Source organism: Bradyrhizobium sp. LB14.3 (assembly GCF_040547985.1).
Taxonomy (GTDB): domain Bacteria; phylum Pseudomonadota; class Alphaproteobacteria; order Rhizobiales; family Xanthobacteraceae; genus Bradyrhizobium.
In genome coordinates this window covers 1-22,779 of the sequence record NZ_JBEPQT010000010.1, presented here as the reverse complement: position 1 = coordinate 22,779, position 22,779 = coordinate 1, and the positions used below count along the sequence as shown (strand labels likewise).

Genomic DNA, 22,779 nt, shown 5'->3' with positions numbered 1-22,779 from the left:
GCTTCCTGTGTGGCGGCTCATCGCCTGCATCTTTCTTCCCTTCGCGGCCGGGTACTACCTTGCTTACCTGTTCCGGACGATCAATACGCTGATCGCTGGACCCCTTGGCTCCGACCTCGGGCTGGGCGCTGCCGACATCGGGCTGCTCACGTCGATCTATTTCCTGGTCGTCATGGCGGGTCAGATTCCGATCGGCATGTTACTAGATCGCTACGGGCCGCGCCGGGTCCAGAGCTTGCTCTTGGTTGTGGCAGCAGCGGGGGCCGCGCTCTTCGGACTATCGACGGGTTTCGTTTCGCTTCTCATCGCCCGCGCGATGATCGGACTTGGGAGTGCAGCAGCGCTGATGTCGGGCCTTAAAATGATCGTCCTCTGGTTTCCTAGAGAACGTTTGGCCCTCATCAATGGCTTTATGATCATGCTGGGTTCGTTGGGCGCGGTCACGGCAACCGCTCCTGCCGAGGTGCTCCTGGACGGGATAGGCTGGCGCGGCCTGTTCGCGGTGCTGGCCGCCGCAAGCGCGCTCGCTGCCATTTTGATCTATCTGGTCGCTCCCGAACGAGTCGACAGCCCATCAGGCAGCACGAAGCCGGCCACACTGAAAACCATCTACTCTGATCAACGCTTCTGGCGGATTGCCCCCCTGTCGGCAACCTGTATCGGGTCGGCCTGGGCACTGCAGTCCTTGTGGGCGGCACCTTGGCTTTGCGATATCGAACGGCTCAATCGAACAAGTCTCGTCAGCGAGCTGTTCGTGATGGCGACTGTTTTGAGCCTCGGGGCGCTGGTCTTGGGCGTGCTTGCAACCTGGGTGCGCAGCCGTGGCAGGAATATGGAAGTGTTGTTCGCGGCCGTCGCGGCCCTGTTGATCGGAGCGGAGATCGTCCTCATCCTGCATCCGCCCTGGCCGTCACTTCTGCCCTGGTGCGTCGTGTCGGTGGCCGGATCGGCCACCGCTGTGACCTACGCCATCATAGGAGATTATTTCCCGCCCCAACTGGTCGCGCGCGCGAATGGTGGTTTGAACGTCCTGCAATTTGGCTGGGCCTTCATCGTGCAGTACGGGACGGGACTGATCCTTGAGCGATGGCCCGTTGAGGGCGGCCACCATCCTTTGATTGCCTACCAGACCGCGTTCGGACTGAACATGCTGCTACAGCTGGCGGCGCTCGCCTGGTTTGCCGGTCCATGGTTTCGAAGCCGGAAAGGGAAGAAGAGGACTTCGGCCCTACTCCAACCGGCCTGCGGCTGGAGCTCGGCTCATGCCGCTATCCCGGCGAGCGAAGCTGCGGTGCTGGAGGCGGATGAACACCTGGAGTGGTGACGCGAGCTTGACGGGCTGATGCCCAACGAGTGCTCATTTTTCAGCGCCGCCGAACACGAGCTTATCGAACCTTCCTTTCCGACTCCTGCTGTTTCTACGCCAGACTACGACGGCGATGATCCTGTCTTGCGATAGCGTAGGATCTGCTTTTTCTACTTGTCTCACATGAGGCCGCTGAAGGGCAGGGCCTCGACCATGTGGGGCAGCCGTGGCGATACATTCATTTCATTCGGAAGCCGAGTTGCGCGGGGCGCGCATGCTCCGCACCGCCCTTGGGCCGGCCATTGCGGGCTTTTTGGAAGATCAGACCGTTGTGGAGGTGATGCTCAATCCTGACGGGCGGCTATGGATCGACCGATTGTCGAGCGGGCTTACAGACACCGGAGAGAGCCTTTCGGCAGCGGATGGCGAACGAATCGTCCGACTGGTCGCGCACTATGTAGGAGCCGAAGTTCATCCCGGCTCCCCCCGGATTTCGGCTGAGCTGCCGGAAACGGGGGAACGTTTCGAAGGATTGCTGCCGCCGGTTGTTGCCGCGCCGACGTTTGCGATCCGCAAACCGGCGGTCGCCGTGTTCGGCCTGGACGACTATGTCGCCGCAGGCATCATGAACGTGAGCCAAGCGAGCGCGCTTCGCAATGCGGTCGCCGCACGGAAGAACATCCTGGTCGCCGGCGGCACCTCGACCGGGAAGACCACGCTGACAAATGCGCTGCTTGCCGAAGTCGCGAAAGGATCGGACCGCGTCGTTCTCATCGAAGACACCCGGGAGCTTCAGTGCAGGGCACCGAACCTCGTGGCATTGCGGACCAAGGATGGCGTGATCTCGCTCTCCGACCTTGTGCGCTCCTCTCTTCGCCTGCGCCCTGATCGCATTCCGATCGGCGAGGTCCGTGGGGCCGAAGCCCTCGATCTCTTGAAAGCCTGGGGCACAGGACATCCCGGCGGCATCGGCACGATCCACGCGGGGACCTCGCTTGGCGCGCTGCGCCGGCTCGAGCAGCTGGTCCAGGAAGCCGTCATCACCGTCCCGCGTGCGCTGATCGCAGAGACCATCAACGTCATCGCCGTGCTCTCTGGCCGTGGCGGCGAACGGCGTTTGAGCGAACTCGCGTGCGTCAACGGCCTTGGATCATCAGGCGACTACAGCCTTTCGAACATCGGAGATCAGTCATGACCACACGAGCCTCTCTCGCGCGCGGTTTTAACTCATTTGCAGCATTCGCCACCCTTTCCCTCGCCAGCGCGCCGGCCTGGGCCGCCGGCTCGAACATGCCTTGGGAGCAGCCGCTCAACCAGATCCTGCAATCGGTCGAAGGTCCGGTCGCAAAGATCATTGCCGTCATCATCATCATCGTGACCGGGCTGTCGCTCGCCTTTGGCGACACCTCGGGTGGTTTCCGGCGGCTAGTCCAGATCGTGTTTGGCCTGTCGATCGCATTCGCCGCATCGAGCTTCTTCCTGTCGTTCTTCTCATTCGGCGGCGGAGTGGTGATCTGATGGACGAGCCAGTCCCGGGGTTTGTGGCTCCCGTCCACCGCGCGCTCACCGAACCGATCCTGATGGGCGGGGCGCCGCGCGCGGTTGCTATTCTCAACGGCACACTGGCCGCCGCACTCGGTCTCGGCCTGCGCATGTGGCTGGCGGGCCTTCTCTTCGCCTTCGTGGGTCACATGGCTGCGGTCTGGGCCGCAAAGCGCGATCCGGAATTCGTAGAAGTCGTGCGCCGGCATGTTCGCGTTCCCGCTCACCTCAGCACCTGAACTGTCCCATGATGAATCTTGCCGAATACCGCCGTTCAAGCACACGTCTTGCCGACTTCCTGCCCTGGGCTGCCCTGGTCGACGAAGGGATCATTCTCAACAAGGATGGATCGTTTCAGCGAACGGCCCGGTTCAGAGGGCCGGATCTCGACAGCTCCGTGCCTGCCGAGCTTGTTGCGGTCGCTGGCCGCCTCAACAATGCACTCCGTCGCCTCGGATCCGGGTGGGCCGTGTTCGTCGAGGCGCAACGTCATTCGGCAGGAGGCTATCCGCCGGATACATTCCCGGACGTCGCCTCGGCGCTGGTGGATGCGGAGCGCAAGGCGCAATTCGAACAAGCCGGCAGTCATTACGAATCGAGCTACTACCTGACCTTCCTTTATCTGCCTCCGGCAGAGAGTGCTGCGGCAGCAGAGCGCTTGCTGTACGAGGGCGGCCAGCGCGCTGCGGGAGCCGATGCACGCGAGGTGCTCGCCGGCTTTAACGACCGGACCAGCCGCGTGCTGCAGCTGGTCGAGGGTTTCATGCCGGAATGCGGTTGGCTTGATGACGAGCAAACCCTGACCTACCTGCATTCGACGGTCTCGACCAAACGGCACCGCGTGCGCGTGCCAGAAATCCCGATGTATCTCGATGCGCTGCTGGCCGATCAACCGCTGGTAGGCGGTCTTGAACCCATGCTGGGCGACGCGCATCTGCGCGTTCTGACGCTCGTGGGGTTCCCAACCGTGACCACGCCCGGGATTCTTGACGAGCTGAACCGGCTGGCATTCCCGTATCGCTGGTCGACGCGGGCTATCATGCTCGACAAGACAGATGCCACAAAGCTCCTCACCAGGATCAGGCGGCAATGGTTTGCCAAGCGCAAATCGATCGCCTCGATCCTGAAGGAAGTGATGACGAACGAGGCCTCCGCGCTTTTGGACACCGATGCCCACAACAAGGCAATGGATGCCGATAGTGCGCTCCAGGAATTGGGTTCGGATCAGATCGGCGAGGTCTTCGTCACGGCAACGGTCACAGTCTGGGACAGGGATCCGCGCGCAGCCGACGAAAAGCTCCGCCTCGCCGAAAAGGTCATTCAGGGCCGGGACTTCACTTGCATGGCCGAGACGGTCAATGCCGTCGAAGCGTGGCTCGGCAGCCTGCCTGGACAAACTTACGCAAACGTCCGCCAGCCCCCGGTCTCGACCCTGAACCTCGCCCATATGATCCCGTTGTCTGCGGTATGGGCCGGAGAGGTGAGGGATCACCACCTCAAGGCACCCCCGTTGTTCTTCGGCAAGACTGAAGGTTCCACGCCATTCCGGTTGTCTCTGCATGTCGCAGATGTCGGCCACACGCTGGTCATCGGACCGACGGGCGCCGGCAAGTCGGTCCTGCTGGCGCTCATGGCGTTGCAATTCCGCCGCTACAGCGCGGCGCAGATCATTGCGTTCGACTTCGGCGGCTCGATCCGCGCATCGGCGATCGCCATGGGGGGCGACTGGCATGATCTCGGCGGCGCGCTCGAATCGTCAGAGCTCGTCGCCCTCCAGCCGCTTGCGCGCATTGACGATATCGGCGAGAGAGGCTGGGCATCCGACTGGATCGCATCGATCCTGACGCGCGAGCGGATCGAGGTCACGCCTGAGACCAAGGATCATGTCTGGTCGGCATTGACCTCCCTCGCCTCGGCGCCGGTTACGGAGCGGACGCTGACTGGACTATCCGTTCTCCTGCAATCCAACGCTCTCAAGCGCGCCCTGCAGCCCTACTGCCTCGGTGGGCCATACGCGCGGTTGCTGGACGGCGAGCACGAACGGCTGGGTAAAGCCTCCGTCCAGGTGTTCGAGACCGACGGATTGATTGGGACCTCTGTCGCCCCCGCAGTTCTGGGCTATCTGTTTCACCGGATCGAGGACCGCTTAGACGGCCGTCCGACACTGCTCATCATCGACGAAGGCTGGCTCGCGCTCGATGATGCCGATTTTGCCGGCAAGCTTCGCGAATGGCTCAAAACGCTTCGCAAGAAGAACGCCTCCGTCGTTTTTGCGACCCAGTCGCTTGCCGATATCGACAGCTCCAAAATCGCGCCTGCCATCATCGAGAGCTGCCCGACCCGGATCCTGTTGCCAAACGATCGCGCCATCGAGCCGCACATCATGGCGATTTATCGGCGCTTTGGGCTGAACGACCGCCAGATCGAAATCCTCGCCCGCGCCACCCCCAAGCGACACTACTACTGCCAATCTCGACGCGGCAACCGCCTGTTCGAGCTCGGACTTGGCGAAATCGCGCTCGCCTTCGTGGCCGCCTCGTCCAAAGCCGACCAGGCTCTCATCGATCGGGTGCTTGCCGAGCACGGAAGGGGCGAGTTCGTCACCGGTTGGCTCAAGGCGCGCGACCTCGGCTGGGCCTGCAATCTCATTCCGCAGCTCGCCAAACAGGGAGCGCTCTGATGAACCGTATCCGGCCGATTCTGGCGGCAAGTATCATCGCCATGACCATGGTCCAAGCGCTCGGCGAAGCAAAGGCGCAGTGGATGGTGTTCGATCCCAACAACTACGTTCAGAATGTGCTGACCGCCGCGCGTGAGCTGCAGCAGATCAACAACCAGATCACATCGCTCCAGAACGAAGCGCAGATGCTGATCAATCAAGCGAAGAACCTGGCGAGCCTGCCTTATTCGTCGTTGCAACAGCTCGAGCAATCGATTCAGCGCACCCAGCAGCTACTCTCGCAGGCGCAGCGAATTTCCTACGACGTCCAGCAAATCGATCGCGCGTTTTCCACCACCTATGCGCCGGCATCGGTCAGCGTGTCCAATGGGCTCCTTGTCGCAAATGCGCAGACGCGTTGGCAGAACTCCGTTGCCGGGCTGCAGGACGCCATGCGGGTCCAAGCGAGTGTTGTCGGCAATCTCGACACCAACCGCACCCAAATGTCGGCCCTGGTGACGGCGAGCCAGGGAGCATCGGGTGCGCTTCAGGCAAGTCAGGCCGGCAACCAGCTCCTTGCGTTGCAAGCTCAGCAGCTTGCGGACCTTACGGCTACTGTCGCTTCGCAAGGTCGTGCGCAAACGCTCGAGTCTGCCCAGCGCGCAGCTGCGCAGGATCAGGGCAGGGAGCAACTGCGGCGCTTTCTGACCCAGGGGCAGGGCTACCAACCAACAACCGTGCAGATGTTCCACTGATCATGAAGAAACAACTTGAACGACTGCCCGCCGCGGCAGCGCTTGGTCTTGCTGTCCTGGTGGTTGGCGTCTGCGCCATTCGGTTGGGTGAGGACGGGAGCGCGACCCAATCTTCCGTCTATCTCGCGTCAGAACCCGATGCGACCGCGGCAAAGCTCGAGCAATGCCGCACCGTCACCTACGAGCAGAAAGAGACTCTTCTGGAATGCCAGAAGATCTGGGCCGAGCAGCGCAGGCAGTTTTTGGCAGGAAGTAGATCGACAGGTGATCCGGACAGCCGGACAGGCGCGGCGCCATTCCTCTCCCCTGTCCCGCGCAAGGACGAAAGTCGCCACCCGTCCGGTTTTCCCTCCATTCCAAGCCAAACCGAGTGAGCCATGGGTGGTACCTCCGTCATCGATCAGTTCCTGGAAACCTTCACCCGCTACATTGATTCCGGGTTTGGCCTCGTCGGAGGCGAAGTGGGCTATCTCGCTACGACGCTGGCCGCGATCGACCTCACGCTCGCGGGCCTGTTCTGGTCCTTTGGCACTGATGAGGAGATTCTTGCCCGGCTCGTCAAGAAGACATTGTTTGTCGGCGTCTTTGCCTATCTCATCGGCAACTGGAACAGCCTTGCGCGCATCGTCTTCGAGAGCTTTGCAGGCCTTGGGCTAAAAGCCTCAGGCACAAGCCTGTCGTCGGCAGATTTTCTGCGGCCGGGCCGGATCGCGCAAGTGGGGCTTGATGCCGGCCGCCCCATCCTCGACTCGATCTCGGGGCTCATGGGTTATGTCAGCTTCTTCGAGAATTTCGTGCAGATCGTGGTCCTGCTGTTCGCCTGGATTGTGGTGCTGTTAGCCTTCTTTATTCTCGCCATCCAGCTTTTCGTCACGCTTATCGAGTTCAAGCTGACGACACTTGCGGGCTTCGTTCTGATCCCCTTTGGCCTCTTCGGCAAGACCGCCTTTGCGGCCGAGCGCGTGCTGGGTAATGTCATTTCCTCCGGCGTCAAGGTCCTGGTCCTTGCCGTCATTGTCGGCATCGGTTCGAGCTTGTTCTCGCAGTTCACGGCAGGCTTCGGCGGCAACCAGCCGACCATCGAGAACGCGATGGCACTGGTGCTCGGTGCGCTCACACTTCTGGGGCTCGGGATTTTCGGGCCCGGTGTTGCCAACGGCATCGTCTCCGGAGGTCCGCAGCTTGGCGCCGGGAGCGCTGTCGGGACGGGCCTCGCCGCCGGTGGCGTTGTTGCGGCTGGCGCAGGTCTTGCCGCCGGCGCGGCCGGTCTCGCGGGCAGCGCGATTGCTGGCGCGGCACGTGGAGGCAGCGCGATTGCAAGTGGTACGGTGAGCGTGTCGCGGGCGGGGAGCATGTCCGGCGCAGAGGCAAGTGCGTCAGGTGCGGCTAGTCCTTTACGTTCTCTCGCCGCTGGTCTTGGTGGATCGTCGAGCCATGCCGGTCGGGAAGAGGGGGACTCTTCCGCCGCGGCTTCCGACGCGCCCCCTTGGGTTCGCCGGATGAAGCGGGGGCAGACGATCAGCCATGGCGCATCGGCGGCTACCCAAGCGATCCGTTCGGGCGATCACGGCGGAGGGGGCGGATCTGTCGACCTCTCCCAACAGGACCGCTGACGCTTCACATCGACCATTTCCATTGCTGAGCAGCTTGAGGTCAAACAATGTTCAAACGATCGGCCGTTCACTATGGCCGCATGCCGGAACCTGTCACTCCGTATCAACGCGCCGCCCAGGTTTGGGATGATCGCATTGGGTCTGCGCGCGTCCAGGCCAAAAACTGGCGCCTGATGGCGTTTGCCTGCCTCTTCTTGTCCGCTGGTTTTGCCGCCGCCCTGGTCTGGCAATCCGCACACGGGACGATCACGCCTTGGGTAGTTGAGGTCGATCAATTGGGGGAAGCTAAGACTGTTGCTGCGGCAAATGCCAGCTACCAACCGACCGACCCTCAAGTCGCTTTTCACCTGGCGCGATTCATCGAGCATGTGCGTGGTCTGCCGATGGACGCCATCGTGCTTCGCGAAAACTGGCTGCGCGCCTATGATTTCACGACGGATCGCGGTGCCGCGGCGCTCAATGATTATGCCCGCAACAACGATCCGTTTGCCAAGCTCGGCAAGACGCAAGTCGCGGTCGAACTCTCGAGCGTCATCCGGGCCTCGCCTGAGAGCTTTCGCCTGGCCTGGATCGAACGCCGCTACGACAACGGCCAACTTGCCGCAACCGAACGGTGGACTGCGATCCTCACCATCATCGTGGAAATGCCTCGCGATCTGGATCGCCTGCGCAAAAATCCCCTTGGCATCTATGTCAACGCGATCAACTGGTCAAAGGAGCTCGGCTAACCATGCCGTCAGATATCGTCATTGCGTCGCGACACGCGCGGCCGCGCTTGCCTCTAGCTCTTCTTATCTGTCTCTCGACGCTCGGCGGCTGCACGACTTTCAGGCCGCCGCAGATCAGCTACGACAACGAGCTCCCGCCGGCCCCGGATTTGCCGGCGCTTACCGATGACCGGCCGCGACCGCTGCATCTGCCGCCGATCTGGAAGGCTGCGCGAGGCGGCAAGAGCGCGGAGGCCAAAGAGCCTGTCGAGCGTATCGAAACCGCAAATGACGCTGCACGTGTGCAGCCTCGCAAAGCGGGCTACTACAATGCGGTGCAAGTGTTTTCCTATAGTCCGGGCGCGCTCTACCAGATCTATGCCGCGCCGGGACAAATTACGGACATTGCCCTCGAGCCAGGTGAGCAGCTGATCGGCTCGGGACCCGTCGCCGCGGGCGATACTGTGCGCTGGGTGGTCGGCGACACCGAAAGTGGGAGTGGCGACAGCCGCCGCGTTCACATCATGGTCAAGCCAACCCGTCCCTTGATCGAGACCAACCTCGTCGTCAATACTGATCGTCGCACTTACTTGATCGAGCTTCGCGCAAAAGAAAAGCCCTATATGCCCTCGGTCGCTTGGTTCTATCCGGCGGATCGTGGCGAGCGAACTCGGGCTTTACCGCCGGCACCCTTTATTCCGGACCTGCCGGCGCGCCGGTACCGTTACGCGATCGAGGGCGACAGCCCGCCGTGGCGTCCCGTCAACGCCTATGATGACGGCCGAAAAACTTATATCGAATTCTCCCCCGGCGTCAGTCAGGGCGAGATGCCGCCGCTCTTCGTGATCGGACCCGACGGCAAAACCGAGCTTGTCAACTACCGCGCGTACGGAAACGTATTGATTGTTGACCGGCTGTTCGCGGCCGCGGAGCTGAGGCTCGGCGAGGAGCACCAGCAGAAGGTCAGGATCGTGCGAACTGACGGGAGGTCGCTTTGAACGATCGTGACCAGGCGATCGATACACCAAAGGAACCGCCTCGCCCCAGGCCGCCGGAAGAGATCGCCGAAACGCTGCGGCTCCGGCCGGACCCTCCACAAGTGGCCCGCCTCTCGCGAAAGGTCCTGATTGGCGTCAGCGCCCTGGTGCTCGTGCTGATCACCGGCGCGGTGCTCTGGGCGCTGCAGGAGAAACGGTCTCGTGTCTCAGCGCCTGAGGAGCTTTACGCCACCGACCGCCACAGTATCGCCGATCAGCTCGCGATCTTACCAAAGGATTACACCGAGATCCCGAAGGATGTGCCGCGCCTGGGGCCGCCCTTGCCGGGCGATCTCGGCCGCCCGATCGTCGCAGCACAGGGCCCTTCGACATCCAGCTCCCTTGGTATCGATGCCGAACAGCAGCGTGTCACGCAGGAGAGCGAGGCGGCACGGACCAGCAAGGTATTTGCCAGCACCAATGTCCGGCCACAGGCCCCCGCCACCTCGTCGAGCGAAGCCCGATCGAGCGCCGCGCCATCATCCGACGAAGCATTTGCTCAGAATGGCCAAGACCGAAAGCTTGCATTCGTCAGTGCAACAGTCGATCGCCGAACGACAAGCTCCGATCGCCTTGTGAGGCCGGCATCGCCTTTTGTCGTTCAGGCCGGAACGGTCATTCCGGCCGCTCTCATCACAGGAATCCGCTCCGACCTGCCTGGCCAGATCACGGCGCAAGTCACAGAATCGGTGTACGATTCTCCTACCGGGCGAGCTCGCCTTATCCCCCAGGGAGCAAGGCTGATCGGAAGCTACGACAGCCAGGTTGCATTTGGGCAATCGCGCGTGCTCCTGGTCTGGACGCGCCTTATCATGCCGAACGGGAGGTCGATCGTTTTGGAACGGCAGCCCGGCGCAGATGCGGCGGGCTACTCTGGTCTTGAGGACGAAGTCGACAATCATTGGAAGGAATTGTTGGGGGCCGCCGCTCTTTCGACGCTGCTTTCCGTCGGAACGGAGGTGAATTCCGGCGCGGATAGCGGCAGTACCAACAGCGATCTCATTGCCGCGCTCCGGCGTGGAGCTGGGGATTCGATCAATCAAACGGGCCAGCAGATAGTCCGTCGCAATCTCAACATTCAGCCAACTTTGACGATTCGTCCGGGATTTCCGGTGCGGGTGATCGTCAACCGTGACCTGGTGCTCGAACCGTATAGGGGGTGACGACGATGGCCAAGCTTAAGCTCGGCGCAATTGAGGACGAGAAGCCGGTTAAGGTCACGCACGAACTCCCCGCCGGCATCCACCGGGATCTCGTCGCCTACGCCGAGATCCTGGCGCAGGAGACGAAACAGCCCATTACCGATCCTGCCAGGCTGATCGCCCCCATGCTGGCACGGTTCATGGCGGCTGACAGAACTTTCCGCAAGGCCCGTCGGGGCCGTCAGCGTCCGAGCGGAGGTGAGGAATAGCGCTCGCAAGGTAACTTCAGGAAGGCAGTCAACTTTGGGCTCTCATTGCCAACTCGCAAGTATGCCGAAACATCAAATCAACTTGGGCCAGCACCCTCGCACAGGTCGCGATAGACGAGGCCTGCATAGTTTATGTTCATGTCGCTCCAACACGAGACTAGTCCCTGTTTTCATGCTTATCAGGTTTTTGATGGTGCCGCGGCTGACATCGCGGCGTCCGATCTTAGGAAGGTCCTCAGGCGACATTGGTTTCGAAACCAAAGGATCTTCAAGCTCTTTTCCTGGACCGTAATGACTGACCAGCACCGACCCGCCGCGCGGATCCGTGCAGTAGGCAGTGTCGTGCATCGAGAGAATGCTCATGGGGTGAGCGCGTCTACTTTGAACATGAATACCGGAGCGTCGCTGGTTGGATCTGATGGCGCATGGCTGCGCGAATGCGTCGTCCTGCACGTTTCTGAACCAGGGCACGCCTTCGCATAAGGGTCGCCAGACGTCCTCAGAGCCTGGCCCAGAAAGACGGACACATTTTTAGGCCCTAGCCGGGCAGTGAGTTAGCGGCCTCAAATGAGCAGCGATCAGCCAGGCCGGTTCGGTCGCGGCAGAACCTTCTTAGTCTTTGGGCAGGCGGCGATAGCTGTCGATCATGCAAAGGTACGCTCGACGACCCAGCGCCTCGGCAGGAACTGGAAGCCGTTGACGCCGAGTAGTCGCTAAACGGTGTCGATCGTGCTCGGTCCGCAGTCGGAGAGTGCGTTGACGGGCTGTTTGCTGCGATAGATCGATCGGCAAAGACGGGCCCAGCCCTGGGAACCAGTCTCGCAGGTGCATAGGAAGGGCGCCGTTGGAGATGAACATGTAAGGCCAGAAGAAGACGGTTGGTGTCGGTCACGAGATGGCGCTTGCGTCGATGGAGGCGCTTGCCGGGGTCGAACCCACGTGGCCCGCCGGCCTCCGTCGTAGAGGCCGTCTGGCTATGCATGACGTCAACTGTCGGTTGGGCTTCGCCTAAGCTTCCGGCGTGCTTTCGGATCGTCCCGGCGATCAGCCCCTACTCCGCATCGGTCAGTTCGCTTGCGTAATGCGGTCGACTGCGCTGATACTGGATACGAGTGGGCTTTGGTCCTCGGCATGGCGTCCCCCTCCCTCGAATCTTTTGCAGATGCGAAGGAATCACAAGCCCGCCAAAACCAATCCCCTTTTCGGTCAGCTCTCGGCACACGAGAGCGTTTTCCGTCGCTTGCCAGGACCGGGCTGCTCTTCGGTTGGGGCAGTTGGTCCAGTTAGAAGATGCGGTACTTGGCGTGCGGTTTAAGACGAACCGGGCTGTTCGCATGAGCAGCACTCGGGAGGCGCAGATTGCGCCAGCCGCGAAGCATCATCCGGAATAGCCCGATCAACTCGGCCCGTTCTGGTCGAAACAGACCGCCGGTTCCGAGGACGCGCCGCCGCACGGACTTTGGCGAGACACTACTTGCAACTGGCTAGCAAACCCGAGCCCATATACGAAGACTTGCGACCTTTGCTGAGGTGGTGTCTAGACGCGCGATTCGCGTATAAGAAAGAAGAGGACACAAGGGGCACGGAGGAATTGTGTTCGTACGTGTTAGGGACGGCGAGGGGGCATCGCTCGGCATTGGAAAACAACTCAATATCAGCGAGCGACGTTGCTCGGTGGAGTATTTTGATGCTCCGATCTCTGAGCCGATCGTACTCGACTTGGATGTTGGCGCCGTTGAACCCGTGACCCTGCCCGAGCAGACTCGCGTTTATCATTTTAATGATGCGTTGGGTGCTTGGGAGATCGGCCGCCTTCTCGACGATCATGGCGAGAAGCAGTTTGTCCGGTTCCCGAATGGCGTTTCCAGGTATCTCAATGTGTCGGACGTCTTTGTGCGGTGTCGCCGTGCAATCGAGGACCCGACGACATTTCTCGGCGCCAAGATCAGCGAAACGCCGCGGTTTGTCGAAGGCCCCAGGAGTTTTGTCCGGAGCGCGATCGCTCAGCGCGCTGCTGCTATGGGGATGTCGGCGCTGGCCTCGTCCTCGGTGGAGCTTGAGGCACATCAGATCGAAGTGGTCCGGCGCATTTTGCAAGATCCCGTACAGCGCTACCTACTTGCTGATGAGGTCGGCCTCGGCAAGACGGTCGAAGCGGGGATTTTGATCCGTCAGTGCATCCTAGATGCAGGCGACCGCGCGCCGGTTCTGGTGATCGTGCCCGAAGCGCTCGTTCCACAATGGCGATCAGGACTCGAATCGAAGTTCTTCCTCGGGGACTTTCTCAACAGAACGATACATGTCTTGGGTTTCGAGGAGAGGAACAGAATACAGCCTCTTCTTGGCAAGGCCGACATGCTGGTCATCGATGAAGCTCACCACCTGACCGGCCATCGTCCAACGTATCATCCGGGTGGGCTCTACGACGATATTGCGGCCGCTGCCCCGAAGATCGAACGTGTTCTCCTGCTCTCGGCCACACCAGCGCTCCATAACGAGCGCGGCTTTCTTGAGATGCTTCATCTCCTGGATGCCGACACCTACAACCTCGCCGATGAGGATGGATTTCGGCTTCGGGTCGAGAATAGGCAGGCGCTCGCCGGCATCGTCGCGGGTCTCACACCTGAAAACATGCTTTATCTTGATCACCCGCTCGACTGTCTGGCGCAGATGTTTCCCGACGACACGTTGCTGCAGGAGCAATCGCGAGCGCTACGCGCCATAAGTGATAAGATGCCGGCTGAGGATGACCCCGCCTTGGTCGAGGCGGTAGGTCGCGTGAGAGCTCATCTCAGCGAGTCGTATCGCCTCCATCGACGTATCTTGCGGCATAGACGCCGCAGCGTTGCCGGGTTAACGCCCGAAGCGAAGCAACCGCGATGTACCCAACCCGGATCTTCTACGGCTCGGGTTCAACAGATGTCGATAGCTGGACAAGCGGCGTGACGCGCCCGCCTGGTGTACCGAACAGCGTGCGCGGCGTAAGTTGACGGGCCGGCATGGCCTTGGCGCGCTTCGTCATACGGTCCGCGGCTATCTGGAAGTGCACGCGGCTAGGCTTTTCATGACGCTTACTTGGGTCAGCTTACGCGCCCCGGGGCGGTTAAAGCTTCATCTTCTGCCGACAATGCGCAGAATTTCGGCCTGTAACAGGCCACATTGGTCAATTCCCGATCTCTCAGCAGAATACAAGGTTCCGGATGACTTTATCGTCGAGCTCGGATCGGGAACAGGTCGAGCTTCCAACGACAGGAGAAGGTGCATTGATTTTCGAGGTGTTCACCACCTGTGCGGCTGAGGTAAGTGCAGGGCGCGATACTGCTCAAGAGACGTTTCGGTTTACTCGAGTAACAAGGACGAGTTGGTGATGACACCCTCCACATCTTTCGACAGCAGCGCCGTCACTGTCTTGGTCCATGGTTCCGAGGTTGCTCGCCTCGCCCGTGAACGCTTTCCCGGCTTGCGCATCTTGAGCGCCAAGGATACTGCGTCGCTAGAATCCCAAGTGGGGGATGCGGATGTTATTGTGGGCTCCGGCATCGATTTTCCTCCTCAAGTCTTGGACAAGGCCCGTCGGTTACGCTGGTTCCAGTCGACCTCCGCAGGCATCGACGCGATTTTGCCGACTTGCAACCGTATCCGCGATCTCATGGTCACCAATGCTCGGGGTGTCCATGGTGATTCCATCGCAGATTTTGTAATGACGGGCATTGGTATGATGCATTGGGACTTCCCACGCTTCATGCAAGAGCAGTCTCGCAAGGAATGGCACACGCGACCGGTGCTGCCGATTTCGCAGAAAACGCTCGGCGTCGTCGGGCTCGGCTCGATCGGGGCCGCCATCGCACGCCGCGGCAAGGGCGCGGGGATGACAGTGCTCGGCACGAAGCGCGATGTGACCACGCCAATGGAGGGCGTCGATAGGCTCCTCCCGTCCGATAAGCTGGCAGAGCTTTTGCAGCTCTCCGACTTCGTTGTGCTTGCCGTTCCTCTCGTTCCCGAAACGACCAGGCTAATCGGCCGAGAGCAGCTTCGTCTTATGCGGCGCAGTTCATTTCTCGTTAACATTGCTCGCGGGGCTGTCGTTGCAGAGAGCGAGCTTGTGGAGGAACTCCAAGCAGGCACCATAGCCGGGGCCCTTCTCGATGTGTTTGAGCAAGAACCGCTCCCGGCCGACAGTCCGCTCTGGACAATGCCTAATGTTCTCGTCGCCCCCCACGTTTCAGGGTATCCGAGCGACTACTCGGCTCGTCTGTTCGAGATATTCGCCGCTAATCTGCAACGGTTCATCGAGAAGAGGCCGTTGCATAATGTGATCGACCTGACGCGAGGGTACTGACTACTTCGGAAGTTCAAGGGGAGTGCTCGCTCTGCATTTCGCTGGGGTTTGATTTCAGAGGTTCTCGCGTGGCGCGTTCCTCCCATGGTTGCGGGCCACTCCTGTAGGAGTGGCCCTTTCTTTGAAGCGCACTCTCAACGTTCGCGCCTCCAGCCGACGATAGACACCGACCGAGGGCGCATGACGCCGATCAATATGCAGCACATCACAGTGCAGAGGGCTTCCTCACTTGCTCATGCCGGCTCGATCAGGGGTTCTGCGGTCCGTCTGTTTCTCATAGGGCGCGCCCCGCCTGCATGGCCAGTCTGGAGGGGCGCATCGGGCTTTCGCGATGATAAATGAAAGCTCTGACTGCAGGTGTTTCGCGGCACCTCATGAGCATCCGCTCCGGCCCGCAATGTCTGCCGCAAAGCTCTCCAGGGACGTGTTTTGCTCTTTGGTCGTTCCGATCCGATCTGTCCCAGCTTTTTTCGGGCTTGCTTGCATCGAGGTCGAGCGTGACGTGACAAAACCTTCATCGGCCATCAAGGATGTGCAGGATTACTGCTCCGCGAGCGGCTTTATTAGTCAAATCCCGACTAGGCGGCGAAGTACAAGTCGCGGAGATAAAAACCTATCGCTGCCCGGGTTTGACCAGGGCTGTTTCTCAGCGATCGTAGCGGGTGGGAATGATATCCCAGGTGTTCATCACCTGCGCGGTTGCGCGGAGTGGGACCGCGGTAGAGCGGCAGCCGCATGTGCGGTGAGGTGAGGAGTCATGTCTGAGAGGCGGCTTCGAACAGTCGGGCTATTAGGGGGTGGGGTGATCGGCAGCGGCTGGGCCGCACGGTTTGTCCTCAACGGGGTGGACGTGCGGCTGCATGACCCCGCCCCTAATGCGCTGGAGCAAGTACAGCAGCAACTCGAGAATGCGCGGCGGGCATATCGACGATTGACGCGAATCTCGCTGCCGCCTGAGGGGCGTCTGTCGGTCGCGGAATCGGTTGCGGACGCGGTGCGGGGCGTCGAACTCGTGCAGGAATCTGCGCCGGAGCGGCTGGAGTTGAAGCAGCAGCTACTCGCGGACGCCAGCCGGACGGCCGCGCCGGAGACGCTGATCTGCTCCTCGACATCAGGCCTGCGTCCGTCCTTGCTACAGGCGGACATGGACCGGCCGGAGCGTTTCGTTGTAGCGCACCCCTTCAACCCCGTCTACATGCTCCCTTTGGTTGAATTGTGCGGCGGAGAGAGAACGGCGCCCGAGACGCTGACGCGGGCGGCGGATATCTACCGCAGACTTGGAATGCACCCGCTCCTGGTGCGCAAAGAGGTAGACGGATTTATCGCAAACCGGCTTCAGGAGGCCATGTGGCGCGAGGCGCTCTGGTTGGTGCACGACGATCTGGCCACGGTGCAGGAAGTCGACGACGCCATCCGCTACTCCTTCGGGCTGCGCCGAGCTATCATGGGGCCCTTCCGCTTTGCAGGTGGAGGAAGCGGCATACGCCGCTTCATGCAGCAATGGGCGCCGACGCTGAAGTGGCCGTGGTCGAAGCTTACTAACGTGCCCGAACTCACGAACGCTTTCCTCGACAAGCTCGCCAAGCAAGCAGACGATCGAGGCGAGACGCTTACCACTCTCCAGATCGAACAGCAACGCGACGACTGCTACGTGGCCCTTCTTCAAGGACTGCGTTCACAGGGCTATGGCGCGGGTGAGACGCTTGCTCTTTGGGAGCAGGGGCTGCGCGATACCAGCTTCCAGGTCGACGATGGCTGCGGCCCATTGCGGATGCCGCCGGCCCAGATGCCGTCTGACTGGCTCGACAGTAACGGGCACGTCAATGAGAGCCGCTACCTGCAGCTCTGCAGCGAGGCCACCGGTACCCTCGAACGCTATGTCGGTGTGAACAGCGAGTACCGCTCCAAGTGCGGCGCTTTCTATACCGTCGAGACACACCTATTCCACCTCGGGGAACTGCGCGCCGGCGACCGCGCCCAGGTGCTCACGCAGGTGCTCGGTGCCGAAGACAAGCGCCTTCACGTCTTTCACGTTCTCATCCGTGAGGCTGACGAGAAGCCGGTTGCGATGGCAGAACAGATGCTGATTCACGTCGACGCCACTACCCGACGTAGCGCGCCCGTGCGGGGCGAGGTTCGTGAGCGGTTGCTTAAGCTTGCTGAGCGGCACGCCAAGTTGCCTCGTCCCGAGCGCGTTGGCGCCAGCATCCGGCAGCGCTGACATCGAAGCAAGATTCTTCTCGCCGAAAGACATCGATGGATATCGCGTTCACAGAAGAAGAGCAGGCGTTCCGCCAAGAAGTCCGTCAGCTCTTGCGTGACAATGTTCCGCCGGAGATACGGCGCAAGCTGGCTGAAGGACGAAAGCTGTCAAAAGAAGAAACGGCAGCCGGGGTGCGCATCCTATACAAAAAGGGCGTCCCCACCTGGCCAAAGGAGTACGGAGGAGCGGGCTGGACCCCGGTGCAGTACTACATTTTCACAGAGGAAGTGCGAGCGTTCCCCGCTTGGACACAGTTTGGCTACGGCGAGTCTCTAGTCGGCCCCGTAATCTACACCTTCGGCAATGAGGCCCAGAAGAACTACTACCTGCCGCGTATAGCCACCGCTAAGGATTGGTGGTGCCAAGGCTTCTCAGAGCCAGGCGCGGGCTCCGACCTCGCCTCGCTCAGAACGCGGGCCGTTCGTGACAGGGACCACTATATCGTCAACGGTCAGAAGGCCTGGACGACCTGGGCGCAATACGCTGATTGGATCTTCTGCTTGGTCAGGACAGATTCAGAAGCGAAGAAGCAGCAGGGCATCTCCTTTCTCCTGGTCGATGTGAAGACACCTGGCGTTACAGTGCGTCCTATCGAGTTGATCAATGGTGGTCACGAGGTCAACGAAATCTTCTTTGACAATGTCCTCGTTCCGATCGAGAATCTAGTCGGCGAAGAGAACAAGGGCTGGGACTACGCTAAGTTTCTTCTCGCGAACGAGCGATTTTCGGATGCCGGCGTAACCTCTTCCAAGGAAGGCATCCGCCGCATCAAGGACCTTGCGGTACGCTCTTGCGTCGGCGGGAAGCCATTAATTGACGACGCGGTGGTTCGGGAGAAGATCGCCACGATTGAAGTCCCGCTGAAGGCGCTCGAAATGACGCAGCTCCGCGTTCTAGCAAACGCCTCGAGGCGGCAGCAGAGTCCGCAGGACCCCGCTAGCTCCATCCTAAAGCTCAAGGGCGCCGAAATCGAGCAGGCGATTGCCGAACTGCTGATGGATGTAGTCGGACCCTACGCCCTTCCTCACGTTTCGGAACACCAACTCGAAACTAACGAGCCGCCGATCGGGCCCGACTGGGCTGCCACGATCGCGCCCGGCTATTTCTACAGTCGCGCGGCATCAATCTATTCGGGCTCGAGAGAAATCCAGAAGAATATCATCGCCAAGGCAATCCTGGGCCTCTGACGCTCGGCCTCTCATTCAGGAGATTCTAGACCGTGAACTTTGATCTGTCGGAGGAACAACAGCTCCTCAAAAATAGCGTGGAGCGCCTTTTGGCCGATAGTTACGGCTTCGAAAAGCGCCGCGTCTATCAGACCGACGCGAAAGGTTATAGCGACGCCATGTGGGCGCGGTACGCAGAGCTCGGGCTGCTTGCATTGCCGTTTTCAGAAAAACATGGCGGCTTCGGCGGCGGCGCCGTCGAGACCATGATCGCTATGGAGGCATTCGGGAGGTCGCTGATCCTCGAACCATATTTCGCGACGGTTGTCCTGGCCGGTGGTCTACTTCGGCTTGGGGGGAGCGAAGCACAGAAGGCCGATCTGATCCCCGGTATCGCAGAAGGCCGATTGAGGTGCGCCTTCGGCTATGCCGAGCCGCAGTCGCGCTACGATCTCTCTGACGTCGAGGTCCAGGCGACGAAAGACCACGAAGAATGGATTCTAAACGGAACGAAGTGCCTCGTCCTCCACGGCGATACTGCCGATAAGATCGTCGTCTCGGCACGGACGTCCGGAGGCACACGACACAACAATGGAATCGGGCTCTTCATTGTCGATGGCGACGCGCAAGGCCTTAGCCGCCGTGGCTATCCGACGCAGCATGGTCTGCGTGCTGCCGAAATCACGCTCGAGAAGGTACGGCTCAGGAACGTTGATGTCATTGGCGATCCGGAAGGTGCGTTTCCAATCATCTCGCGGGTCGCGGACGAGGCGGTTGCGGCGCTATGCGCGGAAGCTGTCGGGTGCTTTGAAACAATGCAGCAGACCACGCTTGACTACCTGAAAACCCGGGAGCAGTTCGGCAAGAAGATTGGCGCATTTCAGGTGCTGCAGCATCGTGCGGTCGACATGTTTGTCGAATTGGAGCAGTCACGCTCGATGGCCATGTATGCCGCGATGATGGTGGGCCATGACGACGCGACTGAGCGCGAGCGTGCCGTGTCCGCGGCAAAGGTCCAGATCGGCCGATCCGCGAAGGCAATCGGCCATCAATCGATCCAACTTCATGGTGGCATTGGAATGACCATGGAGCACAGCATCGGCCACTACTTCAAGCATGTGACCATGCTCAACATACTTTTTGGCGATGCCGACCACCACCTCAAGCGACTTGCCGCTCTTGGAGGGCTCAGCAACGAGCCAGTCAATTGAAAACGTCTCCGGTAACCTGTCGAATTCGGATGGCGCATTTACCTCCTGCGTCTGCGTCATTGCACGTTCCGGCTGGAGGAGCATCGAAATGCCTCTCTCTTGTTTCGCAGGCGATGCCGCACAGAGGGGCTGATCAATGAACAAGCTTGAGCGTCTTCTGCGGCCCAATTCGGTCGCCGTGTTCGGCGGTAAGCAGGCTGCCACTGTCATCGCGCAATCGATCAAGATGGGCTTTGCTGGAGAGATCTGGCCAGTCCACCCCACCAAAGACGAGGTTGCTGGCCGGAGAGCCTACCGGTCCGTGGCAGAGCTACCCGGCTCACCAGACGCTGCCTGGGTCGGCGTCAACCGGCACCTCACGATCGAAGTGATCAGGGCGCTGGCCGACCGTAATGCTGGAGGTGCCGTCTGTTTCGCGGCTGGCTTCCTCGAGACTAAAGCCAATGATGAGGATGGCGAGCGACTGCAGGCCGAATTGGTCGCCGCCGCCGGCGAAATGCCGATCATCGGCCCCAATTGCTACGGCTTGATCAACTACGCCGACGGCGCGCTTTTATGGCCCGACCAGCATGGTGGCATCCGACTTGCCGAGGGGGGGCATGGCGTCGGCATTATCACACAGTCCTCCAGCATCGCCATCAGTATGACGATGCAAAAGCGCGGTTTGCCCATTGCGTTCCTGATGACCGCCGGGAATCAGGCCCAGACCGGGCTCTCCGAAATTGCGCTCGGCTTGATCGAAGACACTCGCGTAACCGCGCTCGGCCTCCACATTGAGGGCTTCGACTCAGTAGCCGGTTTCGAAAGGCTGGCGGCACGGGCGCGAGAGTTGAGAAAGCCCATTGTCTCCATGAAGGCCGGCCGTTCGGAGCAGGCGCGGCGGGCGACAATTTCGCATACGGCTTCGATTGCTGGATCCGACGCCGCATCCGGCGCATTCCTTGAGCGCCTTGGAATTGCCCGGGTCAATTCCCTTCCCGCTTTTATCGAAACGCTCAAACTGTTGCACGTGACCGGGCCATTGTCGGGATATCGCCTATCGTCGATGAGCTACTCGGGCGGCGAAGCCTCAATAATGGCGGACACCGCGGAATGTCGCCTGGTGCATTTCCCATGCCTCACTGAGGAGCACCGCGCACGTGTTCGAGCAACGCTCGGGCCCTTGGTCGCAGTGGCCAACCCTCTCGACTACAATACATTCACGTGGAACAACCAGCCGGCCCTCACCGCGACCTTCACCGCAATGGTGTCGGGCGGCTTCGATCTGAATATGGCGGTCCTCGACTTCCAGCGCCCCGACCGCTGTTCAAATGCAGGTCCCTATTGGACCATCGTGCGCGCATTCGAAGCCGCGCTGGCGACCCACAAGGCGAAAGGCGCGATTGTCACCTCGCTGCACGAGAACATGCCTGAAGACTACGCTGCCGAACTAGTGGCGCGGGGCATCACGCCATTGTTCGGCGTTCCGGAAGCTTTGGATGCAGCCGAAGCGGCCGCCTTCATTGGTTCTGCTTGGCGCGAGCCAACGGCCCAAGCCGTCAACATTGCAAGTTCTGGCACACGCGCACTCGGCAGGGTTACGCTTGATGAAGCAGAGGCGAAAGCACGGCTGATGGAGGCCGGGCTACCGTTACCGAAAGGCATTCGCGCTGTTAGTGCGGTGGAGGCGGTATCTTCATCCGAAGCGCTCGGTTTTCCAATTGCGCTGAAGGCGCTCGGCGTCAGCCACAAATCCGACCTCGGGGCGGTGCGGCTCAACCTCAGGGACGCTGCAAGCATCAACAGCGCGGCGCGCGATCTGCTGCCTCTCGGCAGTGGGCTCTACGTTGAGCGCATGATATGTGATGGTGTCGCCGAGCTTATCGTCGGTTTTACTCGTGATCCAATCTTCGGCGTGGTGATGACGTTAGGCTCAGGCGGCGTCTTAGTCGAGCTATTGCGCGATAGTGCCACGCTGATGTTACCCACAACACACAATGACATCGAGGCCGCGTTGCGCGGCCTTAAGCTATACCCTCTGCTCGAAGGCTACCGGGGGCGGCCCAAGGCTGACGTGACGGCAGCAATCGAGGCCATATCCGGCATTGCGGCCTTCGTACAGCAGTACGCCGCGATCGAGGAACTCGACATAAACCCGCTGATCGTGTGTGCCGAAGGCAAGGGTGCCTGGATCGCGGATGCGTTGCTCGTAAGCGGAGAAAACAACGATGTCTGATGCGATCAGGACTCATCGCGAAGGCGCAATTCTCGAAGTCACCATGGACCGGCCCAAGGCGAACGCAATTGATCCCAAGACGTCACGCTTGATGGGTGAAACCTTCAAGGCGTTCCGCGATGACCCGAATTTGCGCGTCGCCGTTCTCAAGACCGCCGGTGACAAATTCTTTTGTGCCGGGATGGACCTCAAGGCGAGGGCGGAGGACACGAGGGGCGATGGTGACTGGGGTATCGGCGGCTTCGGCGGACTGCAGGAACTGCGCGAACTCAACAAACCTGTGATCGCTCAAGTCAACGGTATGGCTGTTGGCGGCGGCTTCGAATTGGCACTTTCCTGCGACCTGATCTACGCCTCCGATCATTCCTCCTTTGCGCTGCCGGAGATCCGCGCAGGAACGCTGGCGGATGCAGCATCGATCAGGCTCCCGAAGCGCATGCCCTATCACATCGCAATGGAGCTCCTCTTCACTGGCCGCTGGATGGATGTTGCAGAGGCACATCGCTGGGGTCTGGTGAATGAGGTGCTGCCCAAGGAAAAGCTCGAGGAACGGGT

General features: G+C 60.7%; 19 protein-coding genes and 1 pseudogene. 19 read left to right on the top strand and 1 reads right to left on the bottom strand.

All coding sequences use genetic code 11. The annotated features are described in order from the left end of the window. The first annotated feature begins 7 nt into the window (after nucleotides 1–7). The 12 genes from ABIB00_RS19605 to ABIB00_RS19550 all read left to right on the top strand — a co-directional run bounded on the left by ABIB00_RS19605 (nucleotide 8) and on the right by ABIB00_RS19550 (nucleotide 11,030). On the top strand, nucleotides 8–1,324 hold the full coding sequence (locus ABIB00_RS19605; RefSeq protein ID WP_354105501.1) for an MFS transporter: 1,317 nt from the start codon (nucleotides 8–10) through the stop codon (nucleotides 1,322–1,324). Nucleotides 1,325–1,580: 256 nt separating this feature from the next. After that, nucleotides 1,581–2,501, top strand: a complete 921-nt coding sequence (trbB, locus tag ABIB00_RS19600; RefSeq protein ID WP_354105500.1) for a P-type conjugative transfer ATPase TrbB — start codon at nucleotides 1,581–1,583, stop codon at nucleotides 2,499–2,501. Then, a complete protein-coding gene (locus ABIB00_RS19595; RefSeq protein WP_354105499.1) occupies nucleotides 2,498–2,824 on the top strand; it encodes a TrbC/VirB2 family type IV secretion system protein in 327 nt (108 codons plus the stop codon). The genes trbB and ABIB00_RS19595 overlap by 4 nt, the downstream gene beginning before the upstream one ends. After that, nucleotides 2,824–3,087 carry a VirB3 family type IV secretion system protein gene (locus ABIB00_RS19590; RefSeq protein WP_247445025.1) on the top strand — a complete coding sequence of 88 codons (264 nt, stop codon included), beginning with the start codon at nucleotides 2,824–2,826 and terminating at the stop codon, nucleotides 3,085–3,087. Before ABIB00_RS19595 ends, ABIB00_RS19590 begins: the two co-directional genes overlap by 1 nt. An 8-nt stretch (nucleotides 3,088–3,095) precedes the next feature. Continuing rightward, nucleotides 3,096–5,528, top strand: a complete 2,433-nt coding sequence (gene trbE, locus ABIB00_RS19585) for a conjugal transfer protein TrbE (protein WP_354105498.1) — start codon at nucleotides 3,096–3,098, stop codon at nucleotides 5,526–5,528. Further along, the gene (trbJ, locus tag ABIB00_RS19580; RefSeq protein WP_354105497.1) at nucleotides 5,528–6,262 is read left to right on the top strand and encodes a P-type conjugative transfer protein TrbJ; all 735 of its coding nucleotides are present in this window, start codon (nucleotides 5,528–5,530) and stop codon (nucleotides 6,260–6,262) included. The genes trbE and trbJ overlap by 1 nt, the downstream gene beginning before the upstream one ends. A 2-nt stretch (nucleotides 6,263–6,264) precedes the next feature. Continuing rightward, nucleotides 6,265–6,636: a putative entry exclusion protein TrbK-alt gene (gene trbK-alt / locus ABIB00_RS19575; protein WP_354105496.1), complete on the top strand. Its 372-nt coding sequence runs from the start codon at nucleotides 6,265–6,267 to the stop codon at nucleotides 6,634–6,636. Nucleotides 6,637–6,639: 3 nt separating this feature from the next. Next, on the top strand, nucleotides 6,640–7,875 hold the full coding sequence (gene trbL, locus ABIB00_RS19570) for a P-type conjugative transfer protein TrbL (RefSeq protein ID WP_354105495.1): 1,236 nt from the start codon (nucleotides 6,640–6,642) through the stop codon (nucleotides 7,873–7,875). Between the two features lie 47 nt (nucleotides 7,876–7,922). Beyond that, nucleotides 7,923–8,603: a conjugal transfer protein TrbF gene (gene trbF, locus ABIB00_RS19565; protein WP_354105494.1), complete on the top strand. Its 681-nt coding sequence runs from the start codon at nucleotides 7,923–7,925 to the stop codon at nucleotides 8,601–8,603. A 2-nt stretch (nucleotides 8,604–8,605) separates the two neighbouring features. Beyond that, nucleotides 8,606–9,580: a P-type conjugative transfer protein TrbG gene (gene trbG, locus ABIB00_RS19560; RefSeq protein ID WP_354105493.1), complete on the top strand. Its 975-nt coding sequence runs from the start codon at nucleotides 8,606–8,608 to the stop codon at nucleotides 9,578–9,580. Then, nucleotides 9,577–10,782 carry a TraB/TrbI/VirB10 family type IV secretion system protein gene (locus ABIB00_RS19555; RefSeq protein WP_354105492.1) on the top strand — a complete coding sequence of 402 codons (1,206 nt, stop codon included), beginning with the start codon at nucleotides 9,577–9,579 and terminating at the stop codon, nucleotides 10,780–10,782. Before trbG ends, ABIB00_RS19555 begins: the two co-directional genes overlap by 4 nt. Before the next feature lie 5 nt (nucleotides 10,783–10,787). Next, nucleotides 10,788–11,030, top strand: coding sequence for a DUF2274 domain-containing protein (locus ABIB00_RS19550; RefSeq protein WP_354105491.1), 243 nt, complete (start codon nucleotides 10,788–10,790; stop codon nucleotides 11,028–11,030). Nucleotides 11,031–11,561: 531 nt separating this feature from the next. On the opposite strand, the pseudogene ABIB00_RS19545 reads toward ABIB00_RS19550, so the two are convergent. Next, a pseudogene (locus ABIB00_RS19545) lies at nucleotides 11,562–12,058 on the bottom strand (transposase); the annotation flags it as partial. Between the two features lie 565 nt (nucleotides 12,059–12,623). On the opposite strand from ABIB00_RS19545, the gene dpdE reads away from it, so the two are divergent. The 7 genes from dpdE to ABIB00_RS19510 all read left to right on the top strand — a co-directional run. Then, on the top strand, nucleotides 12,624–13,976 hold the full coding sequence (gene dpdE / locus ABIB00_RS19540) for a protein DpdE (protein WP_354105490.1): 1,353 nt from the start codon (nucleotides 12,624–12,626) through the stop codon (nucleotides 13,974–13,976). A gap of 421 nt (nucleotides 13,977–14,397) precedes the next feature. After that, the gene (locus ABIB00_RS19535; protein WP_354105489.1) at nucleotides 14,398–15,369 is read left to right on the top strand and encodes a D-2-hydroxyacid dehydrogenase; all 972 of its coding nucleotides are present in this window, start codon (nucleotides 14,398–14,400) and stop codon (nucleotides 15,367–15,369) included. Nucleotides 15,370–16,126: 757 nt separating this feature from the next. Next, complete coding sequence (locus ABIB00_RS19530) at nucleotides 16,127–17,590, top strand: 3-hydroxyacyl-CoA dehydrogenase NAD-binding domain-containing protein (protein WP_354105488.1); 1,464 nt, start codon at nucleotides 16,127–16,129, stop codon at nucleotides 17,588–17,590. A 35-nt stretch (nucleotides 17,591–17,625) separates the two neighbouring features. Continuing rightward, nucleotides 17,626–18,819: an acyl-CoA dehydrogenase family protein gene (locus ABIB00_RS19525; protein ID WP_354105487.1), complete on the top strand. Its 1,194-nt coding sequence runs from the start codon at nucleotides 17,626–17,628 to the stop codon at nucleotides 18,817–18,819. A 32-nt stretch (nucleotides 18,820–18,851) separates the two neighbouring features. Further along, nucleotides 18,852–20,009 (top strand): acyl-CoA dehydrogenase family protein, encoded by a 1,158-nt coding sequence (locus ABIB00_RS19520; RefSeq protein WP_354105486.1) that lies wholly within the window; start codon nucleotides 18,852–18,854, stop codon nucleotides 20,007–20,009. Nucleotides 20,010–20,145: 136 nt separating this feature from the next. Next, the gene (locus ABIB00_RS19515) at nucleotides 20,146–22,224 is read left to right on the top strand and encodes an acetate--CoA ligase family protein (RefSeq protein WP_354105485.1); all 2,079 of its coding nucleotides are present in this window, start codon (nucleotides 20,146–20,148) and stop codon (nucleotides 22,222–22,224) included. Continuing rightward, on the top strand, nucleotides 22,217–22,779 hold a 563-nt coding region (locus ABIB00_RS19510; RefSeq protein WP_354105484.1), incomplete at its 3' end, for an enoyl-CoA hydratase-related protein. The genes ABIB00_RS19515 and ABIB00_RS19510, both read left to right, overlap by 8 nt.